This is a genomic window from Rhodopila sp. (genome assembly GCF_965277165.1).
In the GTDB taxonomy this organism is placed as follows: domain Bacteria; phylum Pseudomonadota; class Alphaproteobacteria; order Acetobacterales; family Acetobacteraceae; genus Rhodopila.
This window is the reverse complement of record NZ_CBDICE010000005.1, coordinates 1,356,862-1,375,832: the sequence shown is the minus strand read 5'-3', so window position 1 is coordinate 1,375,832 and position 18,971 is coordinate 1,356,862. Positions and strand designations below refer to the sequence as shown.

Genomic DNA, 18,971 nt, shown 5'->3' with positions numbered 1-18,971 from the left:
GCCTCGGGCTAATGATCCCACCGGCAGCGACTCGCGTCAAACGCATGGGCGGCCAATTGCTATCCCCCGGTCAGTACTACCTCTCCTGCCAGGATGCGCTGCCGACCGCGTGGCGTGTCCAGCAGCAAGGCGCCATCCAAATCCAGGCCGGCGAATTGGCCGGCTACCGGCTCACCGGCCGAACTTGCCCGGATCGCCGCACCCAGTGGGAAAGATCGGTTCAGCCATTGCGCTCGGATCGGGACAAATCCATCAATCTGCCATGTGGAGAGGTGTTGCCCAAGACGATCCAGCAGGATATCGCGAGCGCCGTCGACTGACGCGATGCCGCCGTTGGCGACGATAGTCGTGGTCTTGTAGGCGGCATTCGACGGCGCCTCCAGCACGTTGAGCCCGATGCCCATGATCGTCGCCTCATCGATTTGCTCGAGCAGAATGCCGGCTATTTTGGCGCCATTAACAATTACGTCGTTGGGCCATTTCAGCATCGCTCGAATCTGCCTCGGCAGCAGCACCTCGACGGTGTCAGCTACGGCCAGCGCGGCTAGGAAACTGAGTTCGCCCGAGCGCGCAGCGGACTGGCCGGTTCGCAGAACGATCGACACATAAAGGTTGCCGGGCGGGCTGAACCAGCGGTGTGACAAGCGCCCGCGCCCGGCAGTCTGCTCATCGGCGTGGACGACGGTCCCGTGCGGAGCACCTTCGGCAGCAAGCTGTCGTGCCTCGTCGTTGGTGGACCCGATCTTGTCGTAGTGCCACACTGTAAACTGTCTGGTCATGCCACCCCGTTATCGCGAGTCTTCGCTGACGATCTACTACGTCCGGATGACTGAAGCCTGATACTGTCGCTATAAACCCTCGAACAGCGCTGTGGTGATATAACGTTCGGCAAACGATGGGATAATCGCCACGATGCGTTTGCCGGCAAACTCCGGCCGCTTGGCCACTTTCAGCGCAGCCGCCAGCGCGGCGCCTGAGGAAATACCACCCGGAATGCCCTCGGTGCGTGCCAGCCGGCGGGACTGAGCCAGCGTCTCCTCGTTGGAAACCTGGACAACTTCATCGATCGCCTTGGTGTCCAGTATCTCCGGGACGAAGCCGGCGCCGAGGCCCTGGATCGGATGTGGTCCGGGCTTGCCGCCGCTGAGCACCGCGCTGGCCGCAGGTTCCACGGCAAAAAACTTCAGGTTTGGTCGCCGCGGCTTGAGTGCCCGAGCCAGCCCTGTCAATGTGCCGCCGGTGCCGATGCCAGAGACGATGGCGTCGACTTCACCCGCCGTGTCGTACCAGATTTCCTCTGCGGTGGTCTTGACGTGGATCGCCGGGTTTGACGGATTTCCGAACTGGTTCGGACTGACCGATCCGGGCTTTGACTCCAGCAATTGCCCGGCACGCGCGATGGCGCCGTTCATGCCGTTCTCCCGCGGCGTTAATTCCAGTTCCGCGCCCAAGAAGGCGAGCATCTTGCGCCGTTCGATGGAAACGCTTTCCGGCATCGTCAGGATCAGCTTGTAGCCGCGTGCAGCCGCAACGAATGCCAGGCCAATGCCTGTGTTGCCCGAGGTCGGCTCGATGATGGTGCCGCCCGGCTTCAGCTTGCCATCGGCCTCCAGCGCCAAGATCATGCTGACGCCGATGCGGTCCTTAACGCTGGATATCGGATTGAAGAACTCCAGCTTCAGGACGACGTCGGCGGTGATCCCTTCCTCGGCGAGGATTTTTGGAATGCGCACCAGCGGCGTATTGCCGATTGTTTCGGCGATGCTATCATAGATGCGGCCGCGCAGCGGGCGGTCGAAAACCAGCGGCTTGTGATCGTTTGCCATCGCGTTTTTCCTCCTGGCGGAAAGCCGGGCGCTGACCGGCGGCGTGTCGGCTGACCTATACAAGGCAAAAAAATTTCATGCTGGCAAGAAGGGTCTGGAGAGCCGTCAGCCAAGATGGTTGTGCGGCATTCGCCCATTTGCGCCTTAGAATTTCGTTTTGACTTGTCGGACACGGTCAACTCGAACACGCTTGGCATGCGGGCGGCCGGATGCACATCCTGGGGAATGGGAACCATTCTGCTCACCTGGCTTCTGTGCCGTCGGCATCGCGCCTCGGTGTTCACCGGCCCTAAGACCGCTCCCGGCAGGGCATCGGGCGATCCGGTCCGCGTCGGTGAGGCTGCGGCCGGCGAATGGTGTGGCGCTAGCCCGGACATTGCCCGAGAAATCACCGCCGATGCGCTCCCTGCCCCATTCGCCAGCGAATACGCTTCGCGCAGGCAACGCACCGGTTGCGAGGTGGAGTGCCTAAGGTTCCGGGACGGACATCCGGCCTGCGTTTATCGGGATTTCATGACCGGCCTTGTCCTTTCCGACAACACGGTTTGCGGAGGCCGTCTTGGACGGACCTTAATGCATAACGGATCGTTGCTGGTCAGCGGGGACGGCAATGGTACGATCTGTCGAAACGCCTACTAGGCGGCACGATGAACTGGCACCCCAAACCGCATTCGGCATCGGTCCGTTTTATTCTGATCACATTGGTGATCGATGCGCTGGGTTTCGGCTTGGTGGTGCCGATCGTGCCGTCTTTGGTATTGAATCTATCCGGGCTGACGGTATCCGGCGCCTCAAAATGGGTGGGCCTCCTACTCGCCGCCTTTGCCCTGATGCAGTTCGTCTGTGCGCCGGTGCTGGGCGGCCTCAGCGACCGGTTTGGCCGCCGTCCCGTGCTGCTGCTGTCACTGAGTGGGAGTTGTGCCAATTATCTACTGCTGGCCTGGGCACCGTCGCTGACGTGGCTGTTCCTGGGTCGGCTAATCGCCGGTGCGACCGCGGCGAATGCCTCCACGGCCACGGCCTATATCGCCGATGTCACGCCGCCGGCAAAACGAGCGGGGCAATTCGGTTTGGTCGGAGCCATGTTCGGTATCGGTTTTGTGATCGGTCCGGCGCTTGGCGGCCTGTTGGGGACTTATGGATTGCGCATGCCGTTTTTCGTCGCCGCGTGCCTCGCCGGCTGTAATGTGCTTTACGGATTTTTCGTGCTACCCGAGAGCCTATCATCGGCGCACCGGCGCCCGTTCGACTGGCGGCACGCCAATTCGTTGGGTTCGCTGCATATGGTGATGGCGGATCGCAATCTCGCCCGCCTGGCGATCGCCTGGGGTTGCATCTGGTTCGCGCTAGGTGCGCTGCAGAGCACCTTCGTGCTGGCCAACCAGGCCAGATTCGGCTGGGGCACCCAGGACAACGGCATGGCTTTGGCCGTCGCCGGGCTTGGGTCGGCGGTGGTGCAAGGGCTGCTGGTGCGGCGCATCGTCCCGGCACTGGGTGAGCGTCGAGCGGCGATGATCGGGGGAATGATCGTGGCCTGCGGGTATGCATGCATTGGGCTTGCGCCGTTCGGTTGGGTGGTACTGATGGGGATCGTTTTGCAGTCGATCGGGGCGATCACGAGCCCGGCGATCCAAGGGATGGTTTCGGCTGAGTCTTCGATGGAACGGCAGGGTGAACTGCAAGGCGCATTGTCCTCAGTGCAGGGGCTCACAGCGATCGCATCACCTGTGGTCGCAAGTTGGGTTTTCTCGACGTTTACCGGATCTGAGGCACCCGTGCTGTTGCCTGGCGCGCCGTTCCTCGTTTCAGTGTTGGCTTACGGACTGGCGATCTGGGCAGTGTCCGGCGTGCGGCCGGCGCCGGCGTTGGTTGACCCAGCAATCGGGGTTAGCTTGCCCGTCGGTTCAAAGACTGAAGGGGGCCCTTAACTATTCGCGTCCTGAAGCACAGGCGCCCGCGCTGAACTGCGACTGCCATTTCCACGTTCGACCGGTATCCGACGAGTGCCGTTTGCGGGTTCTAAATCCAAAGGTGGTCCGCTGGATGTCATCATTTTACCTCGCCGCTTCAAGCCGAAGGGCGGCCGACGACTCGGTGTTGGCGTAACGCTTCGCCAGCCAAGCACAGACCATCATCTGGACCTAGTGAAACAGCATCAGCGGCAGCACGATCAGACCGACCGGACGACCAACGAGAAGCAGGCTGGCCATCGCCACTCCGCTGGCCAGAATCTTTTTGGAGCCGCGAAGCACGATCGTTACCTCGTCACCGCTGGAAAAGCCAATCAGCCGGCAGCCGGACGTGGTAATTGCCAACAACGCGGCGAGCGGCAAGGTGTTGATCGCGAGCAGCAGACCCAAATCGCTTAGACTGAGCTGGCGCTAGATCCCCTGGATCACGCCAGGCTGAAAGCGGTGTAAGCAATCAGCAGGATGGAGCCGCGATCGACCATGCTGAGCAACGGTCTGTTACGCTGTGCCCAATCGCCGATCAATGGGCGCGACAATTGGCTGCGGTTGTGATGTGGCCGGCGACACTCATACCGGCGCGCCATGTACCCGGCAGGGCCGAGGCCAGCAGGACCATGCCGCCAATCGCGGCGATGTAGGGATCGATCGGTAACCGCGACAATAGCTTGTCGTGCGACGTGATTACGGCTCGCTCGGTTCTCATGAGCAAGGCACCATGTCCGCAGGCTCGAAGTCAGCGCCGGGCGTCGGCGATCCTGGCGCTTGGCGACCGACTGCAGCGGGCGGACTGAGGTTCGAGACCGTGATGACAAAAATTGTGACACCTTGGGTTCATGATGGAATTCACGGACGCGTGGGAGGAGTGCTTGAGTGCCGGTCCATCTAGGGGCACATTCGCCACCTCCAATGTTTCTCTGCGGGGGCCTGACTTGATGCAGCGTGTCACTTCGCTTGCGCTGGCGCTGATCCTCAGCGGCTGCGGCTATAAAACTTGGATGAACCCGCCGTTCACCGGAGGTTACAATCCAAATCTGCCGACCAGCAACAGCGAGAACGTGCGCCGCGTTCAGGGGCAGGATACTACGGTCCCAACGCTGACCACCGAACCAGGGGATATTTGGCCGGGTCCTCTGAAGCCGCCTCCGACATTGCAAGATCTTGAAGCGACAGGGGGAGTGACCCCGCAACCAGAAGCCCCGGTTCCTGGATCTCCGTTGGAACGAGGCACTGGAGGGCCTTATCCGTCGTCGAATCCTAGTTCGGGAAGTTCAACCCCGCCGAAGGAAGCACCAAACGGGCTTGCTACTCCACAACCAAGCCCGCCATTGTCGGGCTATAATGCTCCTGCGGCAGCGCCGCCGGCTCGGGGACCGGCAGGTCAAGTCCTTCAGACTCCAAGCGGCCCGGCGGTGACGACGGGGGGGGGGCCAGGGTATCAGACAACTACAAGCCCGGGCGGCGGCCAGTCGATTATCGTGCCTAATGGGAATGGGACGAGTACAGTTATTCATTCCGATGGGCGCATAGAGACCATCCCGACAAACAAACCATGAATAAGCCTTTGAAAATCTGCTACTTTGCATGGCTTCGCGAGCAAATCGGGTCGGCACAAGAGGATTTCGCGATCCCTGTGGGAATCAACACGTTAGGTGCACTAATCGACCACCTTTCGACGCGCAACGCGACTTATGCGAGAGCGTTTCGAAATCGTGAGGCAATCCGTTGCGCTATCAACCAAGAATTCGCCGATCGTGCATTCCCCGTACATCCGGGAGACGAGGTTGCCTTCTTCCCTGCGGTTACTGGCGGCTAATTTTTTATTCGGTGACGCCGCTGTGGTCGTGTCCCAGAACTTGGTGTAACAGCTGCAGGGTTAGTGGCCCGCCGGAGCGACCGTCCAGAGTCAGGCGTAGGCGGGCCACTTATCGAACGTGGCGGCCGTTGCCTACCTTCGGCAAGGTTTGGTTCAATACACAACCCGAAACCAGGTCCCGACAATGACCGCGACCACGATGGACCTCAAAGTGGGATTGACCCGCCTTGATGGACACCCTGAAGCTTTCGTCAGAGGTGTATCGTTCTGCCGAAGACGAAGGCGCCATGTTCGTGATCGATCATGCAGTAGTCGAAGCCAGAGGCCTCGATGATCCCCGGGACTCCGAGCGAGGCGAACTCCTTGAGCCCGGCCCCACGCGCGGCCCGCACCTCGCGCACCGCCCGCCATATGCTGTTCTCTTTCATCGATTGTCCCAGGCTCCCATCGCGACGCAGAGATTTTGAAATTCGCCTTTTGACATCGGTGCGATGACCCTCAAGCCGCCAGCCGCTTCCGCGCGGACGCCTTGATCATGATCGCGCCCTTTTCGGCAATCATGATGGTGGGTGCGTTGGTGTTGGTCGACGTGACCGCGGGCATGATCGATGCATCGATCACGCGCAGCCCCTCCATTCCGAGCACCCGAAGCTGATCGTCGACGACGGCCAATGGATGCTGGCCCATCATGCAGGTGCAGCTGGCATGATAGCAGGTACCCCCATAGCGCCGCGCGTAATCCAGCAACTCGTCGTCGGTTTGCACATGCTGGCCGGGCAGGCTTTCCGCCAGCACATAGGGCTTCAGCGCCGGTGTCTCGAACATGCGCCTGGCGAAACGAAGGCCGCCCAGCAGGGCCATGCGATCGGTTTCGTCCGACAGATAGCGCGGGTTGATCAGCGGCATATCCTCGGGCCGGCTCGACGTCGCCTTCACATAACCACGCGACAGCGGCCGCATCTGCCAGGCACCGGCGCTGACGCCGGGGGTTTCCTCCAGCTCCCCGATTTGCCCATCCTTGAAGCTGCCGGGGGCGAAGCTGACCTGCATGTCGGACGTGGCCGATGACTCCAGCACCTTCACCGATGCCGCGACCAGCGATGGGCTGTAGGTCAGGATGCCCTTGCCGGTAACTATCCAGCGCAGCACCTCGATCGCCAGCGGAATGCCGCGCGCCTTTTCGTTCGCCGTGGGAAGGCCGTCAACCGGATGGGAAATGCGTGCCTGGAAATGATCCTGCATGTTGCGCCCAACGCCTTTCAGCTCGTGCACGACCGGAACGCCGATGTCCGACAGATGCTCAGCATCGCCAACGCCCGAGAGTTGCAGAATGTGCGGTGAGCCGATCGCACCAGCCGACAGGATCACCTCACGCTCGGCCGTCACGCGCTGCGTGGCGCCGCCACGGGCGAATGCCACGCCGACGGCACGGGTACCCTCGAAGATCACGCGATAGACCATGGCATTGGTAAACAGCCGCAGATTCGGCCGCGACAATGCCTGCGCCAGATAGGTGCGTGCCGCGCTGGCGCGCCGCCGTCCGTTGCGGGTTTGCTGGCACCAGCCAATCGTGTCGACAGAGTCATGGGTAATGCTATTCACGTCCTTCTGGTAGGTCAGGCCTAGCTGTTTGCCGGATTCAACCACCGCCGCGCAGAGCGGAGAACGGTCCATCTTCGACGTGTGTAACGGGCCGTCCTTGCCGCGAACCTCGTTCTCCCGGCCTTCCCACCGTTCAGCGGCACGAAACAGGGGCAGACAGTCGTCCCAACTCCAGCCCCGGTTCCCGAGCTGTGCCCAATGGTCGTAGTCCTCGGGCTGGCCGCGGATGTAGACCAGGCCGTTGATCGAGGAGGAGCCGCCAACCACGCGGCCGCGCGTGTAGACGATGGCTCGGCCGTTCGTGCCGGGATCGGGTTCGGAACGGTATTTCCAGGTCAGCTTGTCGTGGTCTAACATCTTAAAGAAGCCTGCCGGGACATGAATGAGCGGATTGGTATCCTTGCCGCCCGCCTCGATAAGGATGACGCTGGTGTTCGCATCCTCGGTAAGCCGGGTGGCCAGGACGCAGCCGGCCGATCCGGCCCCCACGATCACATAGTCTGCTTGCATGGTTTCCTGCCCCTGGTCGTTGTTGATTGCCCGGAGTGTGACTTGAGGTTGCCGGCTTGTCCAAGCAGGGGCGTTGTTTTTCGGCGTGGAAGAAAAAGGACCCTGTTTTGGAGTGCGGCCCTGCGGGTGTGCAGTCTGAGTTCGTAGATTTGCCCCCCTTGTCGGGATTCTGGAGAATAGAAGCCATCGCCAAGCATCGTTCCCATAGCGTCGCATTCAAGCGTCAGGTTGCCTAGGAGTTCATCGCCGGTGAAGCCCTGCACGCACTGTCCAAGCGCCACGACATTTTCCGGCAGCTGATCCGGATCTGGGTTGGCAAGTTCGAGGTTGGGGCGCTGGGTGAGGATGTGCAGGCGGCTGACTTGCTCCAGGAATACGAAGCCAAGATCGCGGCGCCCGAGCGGATGGTCGGGCGGCAGGCGCTTGGAATTGAGCTGCCAAGGGGGGCGTTGAAGCATGCGCCCGGCCGAAAAGCGCGAACACTTCCGTCGTCGCCGGCCCTACGGCATCACCGCCAGCCGGGGGTGCGAGTTGATGAGCTTGCCGTGCTCGACGTTCTATGACGCGGCGCCCGTAGCGGCGTCCCCGGACGATGTTGTCACCCGGATGCGCGCGATCTGCGATGAATTCGAATGCTACGGCTACCGCCGATTGGGCGCCGCACTCCGCCATCAAGGGATTGTAGTGAATGGCAAAAGGCTGCGCCGACTCATGCGGGAGCATGATCTGCAACCCAAGCGGCGGCGCCGTCCAATCTTCAAAAACTTGACGAAGGGCTTGGTTGTCGCACGCCCTAATCGCCATACAGGCGGCCTCGACGATGCTCCGGGCCTGATCATCGCGCCCGAGCGGCTCGCCGCATGACACGCGGATCTGATCCGGGGCATGCCCTGGGTCAGATCAAGGACGAAGCGGACAGATCATGAGCTACGAAAACCGTACAGGTTTACCAGCTAGCGTTAAGCGCTCCATTGCTTTTTACAGGCCTTAAGGGCGATAGCATGATCTCGTTGTAGATAGAAATGAAGTTACGCAGATTCTGGAGTGTAAGATTGCGTCCTATGGAGCCAATGGACTCCTAACCCATGTTATCCACGCAATTCCAGTTCGTTTTCCGGACGTCGTTATGAGGTGTTTCAGCCAAGGCGAGATTGCCTGGACCAGCACCTACGAAGACGGAGGCAGTTCGTCCGATTCAAACACTGGGGAAACCCGATAAACACTGAGCGCGGATGGGCCGAATGCCCACCCCGCGAAACGATTGAGGCTCAACCGAAATACCTACCGCAAGCCTGCGTTGATCCGGGCCAACAGTGGCGATCCTGGAACGAGTGTATCGTCCTGCAATTCATTTAACGGCTGATCTGACGTTTGCAGGTGTGCGTGGAGATCGCGCGGATTTGGATCTACATAAAGAAGACCGGTTACAATCTCCCCTGATGCATGTCGCTGTTGCATGAAAGTCAGCGCCGATATACGGTCGTGCATGTTGTAGTCGGAGTTGAGCTTTCGCAGCTGCAGCAAGGATCCATCATGCTGCGTCACAGACGCTACTGAACCCGGGGAGCAGTCCAGAGTGATTTCGGGACGGTCTGGAACAACATCCAAATAATTGACCGCCGCATTGTGCTCCCGAACGTAGTCAAAGCTTTTCGTTGACCCTCCGTGATTATTGAACGCGACGCAGGGGGAAATGCAGTCGATGAAGGCAGCTCCTTCATGCCTCAGTGCTGCCTCGATCAACGGTACTAGCTGCGTCTTGTCGCCCGAGAAGCTGCGGCCAACAAAAGTGGCACCAAGTTGCAGCGCCATCCCGACGAGATCAATCGCCTCATCGCTGTTCTCCAGACCTCGCTTCGATACCGCACCCTTGTCGGACGTTGCGGAAAACTGTCCCTTCGTCAGCCCATAGACACCGTTGTTCTCTACGATGTAGACCATATTGACACCTCGCCGCATAGCGTGGGCGAACTGGCCTAGACCGATTGAAGCACTATCACCATCGCCAGAGACGCCGAGATAAATCAGGTCACGATTTGCCAAGTTTGCTCCGGTCAGTACGGATGGCATCCGTCCGTGCACCGAGTTGAAGCCATGTGACGCCCCGAGAAAGTAGGTCGGCGTCTTCGACGAGCAGCCAATTCCAGAAAGTTTGGCAATACGATGGGGCGGCAGTTCAAGGTCAAAGCAGGCTCTTACAATAGCGGCACTGATCGAATCATGCCCGCAACCGGCACACAGCGTAGATATAGCGCCTTCATAATCCCGCCGTGTATGGCCGAGGTTGTTTCTCAGCAATTTTGGATGATGCAACTTTGGCTTCGAAAGGAAGGTCATGGAACGGCCTCCGGAGCAATGTCGGCGATGGCGGCGGCTATGAAGCGTGCGCTGATTGGAGTGCCGTCGTAATGCAGGACTTTGATCAGCTTCTTCGGATTGATTTCGAGTTCGTTGACCAGCAAGGACCGCAACTGACCATCGCGGTTTTGCTCGACGACGCAGATAAAGTCGTGATCGTCGATGAACGCCGACACTTCGTCCCCGAATGGGAATCCACGCACCCGCAGCAAGTCCAAGTGAATGCCCTGATCGACCAGCAACTGGTCCGCCTCTGCAATAGCGGGGCTGGTCGACCCGTAATAGATCGCACCGAGGTGCGTTGGCTGATCGGCCTTTTGTTCAATGGCCGCTGGCACGAGACGTCGGGCGGTGGCATGCTTCTTCAGAAGACGCTCCATGTTTTCGCGGTAGTCGGCGCCCTCCTCGGAATAGCGTGCCATGCGGTCCTTCGAGGTACCGCGAGTGAAGAAAGCGCCTCTCGTCGGATGCGTTCCTGGCAGCGTCCGATAGGCGATCCCGTCGTCATCCACATCCAGGTAGCGGCCAAACTGTTTTCCGGCCTCGAGCGCCTCTGCGGACATGACCTTGCCGCGATCCATACGGCGGGCATCATCCCATCGAAAGGGCTTGGTTAGCCGCTCATTCATGCCGATCTCGAGATCAAGCATGACAAATATCGGCGTCTGCAGGCGATCCGCGAGATCAAACGCCAGCGCGGCGAATTCGAAACATTCATGGGGATCCTCGGGGATCAGTAGCACGTGTTTGGTGTCGCCATGCGAAGCGTAGGCGCAGGCCGTGAGATCGGTCTGCTGGGTGCGAGTCGGCATGCCGGTCGAAGGACCGGCACGTTGGACGTCAAAAATGACGGCCGGAATTTCGGCGAAATATGCCAAGCCGAAGAATTCCTGCATCAGCGAGATACCCGGGCCAGAGGTCGCCGTGAACGCCCGCGCCCCGTTCCAGGCCGCCCCGATCACCATCCCGATCGACGCCAACTCGTCTTCCGCCTGGATGATGGCAAAATTCTTCTTCCCTGTAGCCTTATCGATGCGCATTCGACCGCAGTATCGCGTGAAAGCCTCAGCCAAGGAGGTTGACGGGGTGATGGGGTACCAGGCACAGACCGTGGCTCCGCCGTAGACGGCGCCCAGCGCCGCGGCACTATTGCCGTCGATGAAAATGCGATCACCGATCGTGTCTGCATGCCGAAGCGTCAAGCCTATTGGCCAACTCAGGTTCCGTTGAAGCCAGTCACGGCCCAAATGCAGCGCCTCCACGTTGGCTGCGATCAGTTTATCGCGTCCCCTGAACTGCTCGCCCAGAAGGTTCTCGATCACTGCAGGATCCAACTCGATCAGAGCCGAAAGCGCGCCTAAAGACACGATGTTCTTGAACAATTGCCGCTGCCGGGGATCGCTATAAACCTTGTTTGTTATCTCAGTCAGCGGAACGCCGACGACAACGACATCCGAACGGAATTTCTCGGCTGGCATCTGTTTAGTATTATCGTAGAACAGATATCCACCGACTTCGATCGACCTTACGTCTTGGTCCCATGTCTGCGGGTTCATCGCCACCATCAGGTCCGGACCGCCACCACGCGCTGCCAAGTATCCAGAACCGGAAATCCGAACCTCGTACCAGGTGGGCAGCCCCTGAATGTTGGACGGGAAAATATTGCGTGGAGTGGCCGCTATCCCCATGCGCAGAACGGATTTGGCGAACAGCGCATTTGCACTCGCAGAGCCCGATCCGTTGACGTTAGCAAACTTGACAACGAAGTCGTTGACCCGCTGCAAGCCTTTCTGAAGCTCTAATTGCTGCAGCATGCGTTCTCAGCTTGGGCAACATCGATCAAAAAACGCTGCATATCCCATGCGCCCGTGGGGCAGCGTTCCGCACAAAGCCCGCAGTGCAGACAGACATCCTCGTCCTTCGCCATGATTCGGTCAGTCTTCAGGTGACCAGAAATGTACAGGGCTTGGCCCCGGTTATGAGCCGGCGCCATCAGGCGGGTTCGCAGCTCCGCCTCATCGCCGTTATCCGTGAAGGTGATGCAATCGACCGGACAGATGTCGACGCAGGCGTCACACTCGATGCATAGGCCGTCAGTGAACACAGTCTGGACGTCGCAATTCAAGCACCGTTGCGCCTCGGCAAAGGCCAACTTGTCATCGAAGCCAAGCTCAACCTCTGACCTGATATCCTTGAGCGCGACGTCCTTGTTTCGATGTGGGACCTTGAAGCGTAGGTCGAGGGAGATGTCGTTGTCGTAGCTCCACTCGTGAATACCCATCTTCTGACTGGCAAGGGTCACCATTGGCGGTGGCCGCTCCTTTACATCGGCACCCTGGCAAAACTGATGAATCGATATCGCGGCCTGATGCCCGTGAGCAACCGCCCAGATGATATTCTTGGGCCCGAACGCCGCGTCGCCGCCAAAGAAAACGCGTGGTTCGGTAGACTGGAATGTGATCTCGTCCAATACTGGCATGTCCCACTTATTGAAGGACAGACCAATATTGCGCTCGATCCAGGGAAACGTGTTCTCTTGCCCAACCGCAACTAGAACGTCGTCACATTCAAAGAAAGCGTCGGGTTCGCTTGTCGGGACGAGACGTCGCCGACCTCGGTCATCGAATTCGGCTTTTACCTTCTCAAAAGTCATCCCGTATAGCTGTCCGTTATTATGTTTGAATTCCTTCGGGACCAGGAAATTCAGAATCGGAATGTCCTCACCAATCGCATCTTCCTTTTCCCAGGGCGAGGCCTTCATTTCGTCGAAGCCCGAGCGGACGATGACCTTCACGTCGTCCCCACCTAATCGGCGGGACGAGCGACAACAGTCCATCGCCGTATTGCCGCCGCCAAGTATGATAACGCGCCGGCCGATCTTGTTGATATGACCAAACGAAACCGATGACAACCAGTCGATGCCGATGTGGATGTTAGCAGCAGCCTCCCACCTGCCCGGCAGGTCCAGGTCCCGCCCGCGCGGCGCACCAGAGCCAACGAAAATCGCATCGTATCCATCTTCCAGCAGATGCTCGAGACTGTCGATCTGACGGCCGAGCCGCATTTCCGGACCCAGGGATGCAATATAGCCAACTTCCTCGTCGATGACCTCTTCCGGAAGTCGGAACCTCGGAATTTGACTCCGGATCATACCGCCGGCGCGCGTATCACCGTCAAAGATCACGAGATGGTAACCCAATAGCGCGAGATCCCGGGCAACGGTAAGGGAGGCTGGTCCGGCGCCCACCAGGGCAATTCGTTTGCCGTTCCGCACTTGCGGAACCGTTGGCATACGGTCGCTGACGTCGCCCTTATAGTCTGCCGCCACGCGCTTGAGTCGGCATATGGCCACCGGCTGTTCTTCCACCCGCCCCCGCCGGCAGGCTGGCTCGCAGGGCCGATCGCAAGTGCGCCCAAGAATTCCAGGAAATACGTTTGATTCCCAATTGATCATGAACGCGTCCGCATAACGCCCCGCGGCGATTAGCCGGATGTATTCCGGAACAGGGGTATGAGCGGGGCAGGCCCACTGGCAATCGACCACCTTATGGAAATAGTCCGGGTTTTTGATGTCGGTTGGACGCAAATCGGACTCCTCTTTCCGCCTGCTCGGTATGCCACCTTATCCGGTCCCGCCAAGCGTTTATAATGCCTCAGCAGCTTGTTGTCGGGAACAGTAGGTCCGATTCAAATGCTGGGCAATCCGCGCGGAGTTCGGCCGGGCACAAAGGCAGCTAGCTTATTCAGCGCATGGCAGGGATTAGCTGGCGGATGTAGTGTAAGCATATGATTCGAAGCAGAGATTTGGGTGTTGAAGCCAATTTCCACCGAATCGGACGCTTCCACACCCGCCATGCTCGAAGATAGCCTACCTTGGGTGAGGTGGTGCGCATGACCTACGCGATGGTCGACACCTACTGTGCCAGCTACAAGCGGCCGCCGCGTGCGGTCACGCTGGATATCGATGACACGCTCGTACATGGTTATCGGCAGCTCTCGCTGTTCAACACCACCTTGCGGATGCGCCTGATCAAGATTGCCGCCCGCATCGTCGAAACCGCAAGCCGGGTGCGCATCGCGTTCGCCCAGCGAACTCCGAGGCGGCGCTGTTTGCAAGCCTCGCGCGCTATCTCCAGCCGACCGGACCGTAAAAACCGGGGCATATGCCCCGCAACCTCCCGATCCCGCCAACCAACAGCACCCGCCAGATATGTTCGAAAATCGCGATGAAAAGGCGCATCGGGCAAACGCGCCCGGTCCCTCAGAGCGCCTCACGCGCTTCAGTCCGCTGATTAAGAAGGCCTAGCGGCGTCATCGACGCCGGATTTGTCTCAAAGCCTGCAAGACAGACAAAGGAACGTGTAAGGCGAAACAATCAGGTGGAGCTCAAAGCCATGCCTGACAGGAAGCTGCCGCATGACATCAAATGTGAAAGCTTTCGCCACATCCGCACCGTCCCTTCTCGTTCGGATTGACAAAAGTAAACCCAGCCGTCAGGTTCTTTTTTTCGTAATCCATTACCGTGCCAATCAGGAACAGAGACGCTTTTCGATCTACCAGAACGGTCAGACCTTTGTCCGTCACCACTTCATCCGAGGATACCGGTTCGACGGTCCATGACATATCGTACGACATACCAGAGCAACCCTTTGTCTTTACCCCAATACGGAGCAGCTTGCCCTGCTCACCTTTGGCATAGAGCTCTCGCAATCTCCCTGCCGCGGCTTCCGTCAGGGTCATAAGCGGCGGCAACGAGCGGGTCTTGCGGGGGACAGTCGATGTTATGGTCATCGTGTAGCCTTGTGTCGCTTCGATCAAAACATATTCAACTGCAGGCGAGCCTCTTCGGTCATGCGCGAAGGGTCCCAGGGCGGATCCCATACTGTGTCAACTCTGCATGATGTGACACCCGCGACCGATGATATGGCGCTTCGTACTTGCTCGGGCAGTTCCTGAGCGCTGGGACAGCCAGGGGCGGTCAGCGTCATTTCGACTTTCACCGCCCCACTATCGTCTATTTCAACCACATAGATCAGACCCAACTCGTATATGTTAACCGGGATTTCAGGGTCGTAGACTGTAGCGATTGCTTCGATCAGGGTGTCTTCGCTAGGAAGTTGCTGTGCATCCCCGATCTGCGTTTCACCATCCGGGGTCCATGCCGTGGGTGGGGTCAATTCACTCACTGCTTGCCTCCTTCGAGCCGTTCAGCGCGGCAATTAGAGCGTGCCAAGGCAGTGTCGCGCACTTTACTCGGGAAGGGTACTCGTGGACACCCGCCAATGGCGCGAGGCGCTGCAACGGGTCGGCAGGTCCGTCTTTGCAGTCCGGGCAATCCCCAGTGTGTACCATGCTTCGAAAAGCCTCAAAAAGGGCCTGAGTATCCGCTCTGTCACGGTCTTGCACTGTTTCCGCCATCAGGTCAGCGGAGGCAATGCTGATCGCACATCCTCGGGCCTCAAAACCCACGCGACCGATGCGGTCGGAATTCATCTTCACCCTTACTTCGATGCGGTCTCCACACATTGGGTTGTCGCCCCGTGCCGAGGCATCAAAATCGTCCAAGCGCTGAGCATGGCGCGGTCGGCGTCCATGGTCCAGAATCAGGTCTTGATACAAGTCGCGCAAATCGTCGAAGCTGTCCGACTGCGTCATTGAAAAAACTCCCGCACCCTGACCAACCCATCAACCAACGCGTCGACTTCGGCGCGGGTTGTGTAAATTCCGAAGCTAGCCCGAGCCGTGCTTTCCAGATTGAAGCGATGCATCAGCGGTTCGGCGCAGTGATGCCCCGCTCGCACGGCGATCCCCTGACGATCCAGTAAAGTAGCCACATCGTGAGCGTGTGCTTTGTCCACCACGAATGAAATCACCCCGCCTCGTTCTTGCGCGCTGCCGAGCACTGTTATCCCATCCATCTCCGCCAGGCGGGACAAGGCGTATTCCGTCAATGACGACTCATGCGCCATCACGGCATCGTAGCCAATCGCCCGGATGTAGCCGACTGCCGCCTTAAGGCCAATGCCCTCGAGAATGGCAGGCGTCCCCGCCTCAAATTTATGCGGCACCGCGGCCCAAGTGGATTGTTCGAAGGTAACCGACGATATCATGTCGCCGCCACCGAGGAACGGCGGCATCCGATCCAGCAAGTCGCGTTTTCCCCATAAAACGCCGATACCGGTTGGCCCATAATACTTGTGGCCGGTCCAGCAATAGAAATCGCAATCCAGCGCGCGGACATCGACCTTGCGGTGTACGATGGCCTGCGACCCATCGAGCATGACCTTGGCGCCGTGAGCGTGGGCAATACGTACAATGCGCTCCGCTGGCGTGATACTGCCGAGCACGTTCGACATATGGGTAATTGCGACAAGCCCGACCTTACCGTCAGCCAGCAGAGACTCGAACGCTGTCATATCCAACTCGCCAGCGTCCGTAATTGGCGCTACCCTCAGTTCGATTCCGTGAGCATCACGCAGCAATTGCCATGGTACGATATTGGAATGGTGTTCCATGGTTGAGATCAGAACCGCCTGGCCGCGCTTCAACACGCCTCGCCCATAGCTATGAGCGAGCAGGTTTATGGCTTCGGTACTGTTTCGCACGAAAACCACTTCGGACCTATCGTTCGCGTTCATCAGCTCAGATACAGCATCGCGAGCTGATTCATAAGCTTCGGTAGTCCGCTCGCTCATCCAGTGCAGACCGCGATGGACATTGGCGTATTGGGTTTCCATCGCGTCAGCCATTGCCTCGATCACGACCCGGGGCTTTTGAGCGGACGCGGCGCTGTCGAGGAAAACAAGCTTCTTGCCGCGGATAGCCTGTTTCAGTATCGGGAAATCCCGCCGTATCTGGTCAACGTCAAGGAGAGCCGGAATCGTCATCACGTTCATAGCTTTTGCCTCTCCCACCAGCGCGCGACGGCGGTTTCAAGGCAGCCACGGATGGTATCGTTTGAAACCAAGGCCAGGGCGTTGGCAAGGAACGCACGCACCAGAATGGAGCGAGCCTCCGCCTCTGAAACGCCTCGACTGCGAAGGTAGAAAAGCTGCTCCGCATCCAGTTCGCCGACGGTTGCGCCGTGGCTGCATTTTACGTCATCGGCAAAAATCTCGAGTTCGGGTTTCGAGTCGATTTCTGCATCCGGCGACAGCAACAGCGTCTGGTTCATCTGATAGCCGTCGGTCTTGACGGCATCCCGAGCGACCTCGATCTTGCCTTGGAAAACCCCGTGCGACCGATCGGCAAGAACATTCTTCACCGTCTGGCGGGACGTGCATCTCGGCGCGTTGTGACTGACGATCGAGGTAAAATCTCCGTGCTGCGAACCAGCCAGAATTTGTGCTGCATTCAGATGGGCTATTGCCCCGGCGGCCGCGAGTTGCGTGTGGACCTCAGTACGTGACAGCCGAGCACCGATGTTCAGCGTAAAACTGTCATAGGTCGCGCCGGCTTCAATGGACGCGTACGTGGTCGACACGTGGTATGCCCCCACCGCTTCATCTTGCAAACGGATATGGGTGAGATGAGAACCGGCGCCGACATGGACCTCCGCAACGGTGTTTATCAGGTAGGCTCCTTGCCCGGACGAAATTTCAACCAGCGTCAACTTGGATCCGTTGCCCAAGTGAATTCTATGGCGCGGGTGAATATCGGCACCGTCCGAGCAAACGCTGACAAGCTGAAGGATGCCCCCATCCTGGTCGGGAGGCAGTTCCAACACCGCGCCGTCTGCGGCAAGCATCGTGTTCAGCGCGACCAACGGCTCCCGGTCCGGCCAGGCCAGCGTGCCAAAATCGGGTCGTTCGGCAAAGCGGGAGAACCCCATTTCGGAAGTGCTGGTCAGGTCTGTGCGGAACGCGCCATCCACGAACACAATGCGTGGTGCATCCAAGAGCTGCAACCCTGCCAAGAACGCTTCGGCATTATACCGAGGATGAGTCGGCTCACGATGAAAATTGGCTTCAGCGACCGACCGTAAACTTGTGTATTTCCAGGCCTCCATTCGGCGCCGTTGCCTGCCGCCGGGTAATCCCGACGCCCGGAAGGCGGCGGCCGCGGCGGCGCGCAACGCCGAATCACCGGGTAGGCGACCGACAAGCCCATCATAACGGTCTAGATATCCCGCGGTGCCAGTACTCACGCAGCCTCCTGAATCAGGCTGGCGTAGCCGCTCTTTTCCAGTTCCTTCGCCAACTCCGGACCTCCGGAGCGGACGATCCGACCTTGCGTCAGCACGTGAACCCGATTGGGCACCAAGTAGTCCAACAGACGTTGATGATGGGTGATGACCAGTGCCGAAAAATGAGGCCCACGCAACGCGTTGACGCCATCAGCAACGACTTTCAGCGCGTCGATATCCAGCCCGCTGTCAGTCTCGTCGAGTATCGCCAGCTTCGGGCGTAGGATCGCCATCTGCAGCACCTCGTTGCGTTTCTTCTCGCCACCGGAGAAACCGACATTGACGTTCCTCTTCAACATGTCGTCCGGCATCGCAAGCCGCTTTGCCTCAACCCGGGCCATCTTCAGAAACTGCACGGCGTCCAGTTCGGGTTCGCCATGCGCACGTCGGATTGCATTGAGAGCCGTTCGGAGGAAATTGGCGTTGTTGACACCTGGCAATTCGACCGGCGCCTGGAAAGCCAGAAACACGCCAGCGGCGGCTCGATCTTCCGGTTCCATATCCAAAAGATCGGCGCCGTTGAAGGTCACCGAACCCGAGATCACCTCATAGCTTTCCCGTCCGGACAAAACATAACCAAGGGTCGATTTGCCGGACCCGTTAGGCCCCATAATGGCGTGCACCTCGCCTTCGGGCACCGTCAGATCAATGCCTTGCAGGATGGTCTTGTTGTTGATCGAAGCGGCTAAACCGCGAATATCCAGCAT

Annotated in this window: 17 protein-coding genes and 2 pseudogenes; 4 read left to right on the top strand and 15 right to left on the bottom strand. The window is 59.1% G+C overall.

The window, feature by feature from the left end; all coding sequences use genetic code 11:
- Window positions 1–59: 59 nt before the first annotated feature.
- A complete protein-coding gene (locus ACQY4Y_RS07055) occupies window positions 60–779 on the bottom strand; it encodes a biotin--[acetyl-CoA-carboxylase] ligase (RefSeq protein ID WP_428489843.1) in 720 nt (239 codons plus the stop codon).
- 69 nt (window positions 780–848) lie between these two features.
- Window positions 849–1,826 carry a cysteine synthase A gene (cysK, locus tag ACQY4Y_RS07050; RefSeq protein WP_428489842.1) on the bottom strand — a complete coding sequence of 326 codons (978 nt, stop codon included), beginning with the start codon at window positions 1,824–1,826 and terminating at the stop codon, window positions 849–851.
- Between the two features lie 647 nt (window positions 1,827–2,473).
- On the opposite strand from cysK, the gene ACQY4Y_RS07045 reads away from it, so the two are divergent.
- Window positions 2,474–3,754 carry an MFS transporter gene (locus ACQY4Y_RS07045; protein ID WP_428489841.1) on the top strand — a complete coding sequence of 427 codons (1,281 nt, stop codon included), beginning with the start codon at window positions 2,474–2,476 and terminating at the stop codon, window positions 3,752–3,754.
- A gap of 213 nt (window positions 3,755–3,967) precedes the next feature.
- On the opposite strand, the pseudogene ACQY4Y_RS07040 reads toward ACQY4Y_RS07045, so the two are convergent.
- Window positions 3,968–4,189: pseudogene (locus ACQY4Y_RS07040) on the bottom strand (bile acid:sodium symporter); the annotation flags it as partial.
- A 1,156-nt stretch (window positions 4,190–5,345) separates the two neighbouring features.
- Here ACQY4Y_RS07040 and moaD point away from each other — a divergent pair.
- Window positions 5,346–5,609 carry a molybdopterin converting factor subunit 1 gene (moaD, locus tag ACQY4Y_RS07035; protein WP_428489840.1) on the top strand — a complete coding sequence of 88 codons (264 nt, stop codon included), beginning with the start codon at window positions 5,346–5,348 and terminating at the stop codon, window positions 5,607–5,609.
- 251 nt (window positions 5,610–5,860) lie between these two features.
- Here the strand turns inward: moaD and ACQY4Y_RS07030 are convergent, their stop codons facing one another.
- From ACQY4Y_RS07030 to ACQY4Y_RS07020, 3 genes are all read right to left on the bottom strand, one after another.
- Window positions 5,861–6,037, bottom strand: a complete 177-nt coding sequence (locus ACQY4Y_RS07030; protein WP_428489839.1) for a hypothetical protein — start codon at window positions 6,035–6,037, stop codon at window positions 5,861–5,863.
- 70 nt (window positions 6,038–6,107) lie between these two features.
- The gene (locus ACQY4Y_RS07025; protein WP_428489838.1) at window positions 6,108–7,721 is read right to left on the bottom strand and encodes a GMC family oxidoreductase; all 1,614 of its coding nucleotides are present in this window, start codon (window positions 7,719–7,721) and stop codon (window positions 6,108–6,110) included.
- Entirely contained in the window at window positions 7,703–8,179 is a 477-nt protein-coding gene (locus ACQY4Y_RS07020; RefSeq protein ID WP_428489837.1) for a hypothetical protein, read from the bottom strand. The genes ACQY4Y_RS07025 and ACQY4Y_RS07020 overlap by 19 nt, the downstream gene beginning before the upstream one ends.
- On the opposite strand from ACQY4Y_RS07020, the gene ACQY4Y_RS07015 reads away from it, so the two are divergent.
- Complete coding sequence (locus tag ACQY4Y_RS07015; protein ID WP_428489836.1) at window positions 8,178–8,585, top strand: IS3 family transposase; 408 nt, start codon at window positions 8,178–8,180, stop codon at window positions 8,583–8,585. The genes ACQY4Y_RS07020 and ACQY4Y_RS07015 overlap by 2 nt on opposite strands.
- Window positions 8,586–9,002: 417 nt before the next feature.
- Here the strand turns inward: ACQY4Y_RS07015 and ACQY4Y_RS07010 are convergent, their stop codons facing one another.
- Genes ACQY4Y_RS07010 through ACQY4Y_RS07000 form a run of 3 tightly spaced genes read right to left on the bottom strand, consistent with a single transcriptional unit; the run spans window position 9,003 to window position 13,665 of the window.
- Entirely contained in the window at window positions 9,003–10,058 is a 1,056-nt protein-coding gene (locus tag ACQY4Y_RS07010; RefSeq protein ID WP_428489835.1) for a 2-oxoacid:ferredoxin oxidoreductase subunit beta, read from the bottom strand.
- Window positions 10,055–11,893, bottom strand: coding sequence for a 2-oxoacid:acceptor oxidoreductase subunit alpha (locus ACQY4Y_RS07005; protein WP_428489833.1), 1,839 nt, complete (start codon window positions 11,891–11,893; stop codon window positions 10,055–10,057). The genes ACQY4Y_RS07010 and ACQY4Y_RS07005 overlap by 4 nt, the downstream gene beginning before the upstream one ends.
- On the bottom strand, window positions 11,878–13,665 hold the full coding sequence (locus tag ACQY4Y_RS07000; RefSeq protein WP_428489831.1) for an FAD-dependent oxidoreductase: 1,788 nt from the start codon (window positions 13,663–13,665) through the stop codon (window positions 11,878–11,880). The genes ACQY4Y_RS07005 and ACQY4Y_RS07000 overlap by 16 nt, the downstream gene beginning before the upstream one ends.
- Before the next feature lie 425 nt (window positions 13,666–14,090).
- On the opposite strand from ACQY4Y_RS07000, the pseudogene ACQY4Y_RS06995 reads away from it, so the two are divergent.
- Window positions 14,091–14,230: pseudogene (locus ACQY4Y_RS06995) on the top strand (IS1380 family transposase); the annotation flags it as partial.
- 271 nt (window positions 14,231–14,501) lie between these two features.
- On the opposite strand, the gene ACQY4Y_RS06990 reads toward ACQY4Y_RS06995, so the two are convergent.
- Genes ACQY4Y_RS06990 through sufC form a run of 6 tightly spaced genes read right to left on the bottom strand, consistent with a single transcriptional unit; the run spans window position 14,502 to window position 18,971 of the window.
- Window positions 14,502–14,870 (bottom strand): HesB/IscA family protein, encoded by a 369-nt coding sequence (locus ACQY4Y_RS06990; RefSeq protein ID WP_428490751.1) that lies wholly within the window; start codon window positions 14,868–14,870, stop codon window positions 14,502–14,504.
- 23 nt (window positions 14,871–14,893) lie between these two features.
- Window positions 14,894–15,265 (bottom strand): SUF system Fe-S cluster assembly protein, encoded by a 372-nt coding sequence (locus ACQY4Y_RS06985; RefSeq protein WP_428489830.1) that lies wholly within the window; start codon window positions 15,263–15,265, stop codon window positions 14,894–14,896.
- Complete coding sequence (sufU, locus tag ACQY4Y_RS06980; protein ID WP_428489829.1) at window positions 15,258–15,734, bottom strand: Fe-S cluster assembly sulfur transfer protein SufU; 477 nt, start codon at window positions 15,732–15,734, stop codon at window positions 15,258–15,260. The genes ACQY4Y_RS06985 and sufU overlap by 8 nt, the downstream gene beginning before the upstream one ends.
- The gene (locus tag ACQY4Y_RS06975; protein ID WP_428489828.1) at window positions 15,731–16,975 is read right to left on the bottom strand and encodes an aminotransferase class V-fold PLP-dependent enzyme; all 1,245 of its coding nucleotides are present in this window, start codon (window positions 16,973–16,975) and stop codon (window positions 15,731–15,733) included. The genes sufU and ACQY4Y_RS06975 overlap by 4 nt, the downstream gene beginning before the upstream one ends.
- A complete protein-coding gene (gene sufD, locus ACQY4Y_RS06970) occupies window positions 16,972–18,225 on the bottom strand; it encodes a Fe-S cluster assembly protein SufD (RefSeq protein ID WP_428489827.1) in 1,254 nt (417 codons plus the stop codon). Before sufD ends, ACQY4Y_RS06975 begins: the two co-directional genes overlap by 4 nt.
- Window positions 18,222–18,971 (bottom strand): Fe-S cluster assembly ATPase SufC, encoded by a 750-nt coding sequence (sufC, locus tag ACQY4Y_RS06965; RefSeq protein WP_428489826.1) that lies wholly within the window; start codon window positions 18,969–18,971, stop codon window positions 18,222–18,224. Before sufC ends, sufD begins: the two co-directional genes overlap by 4 nt.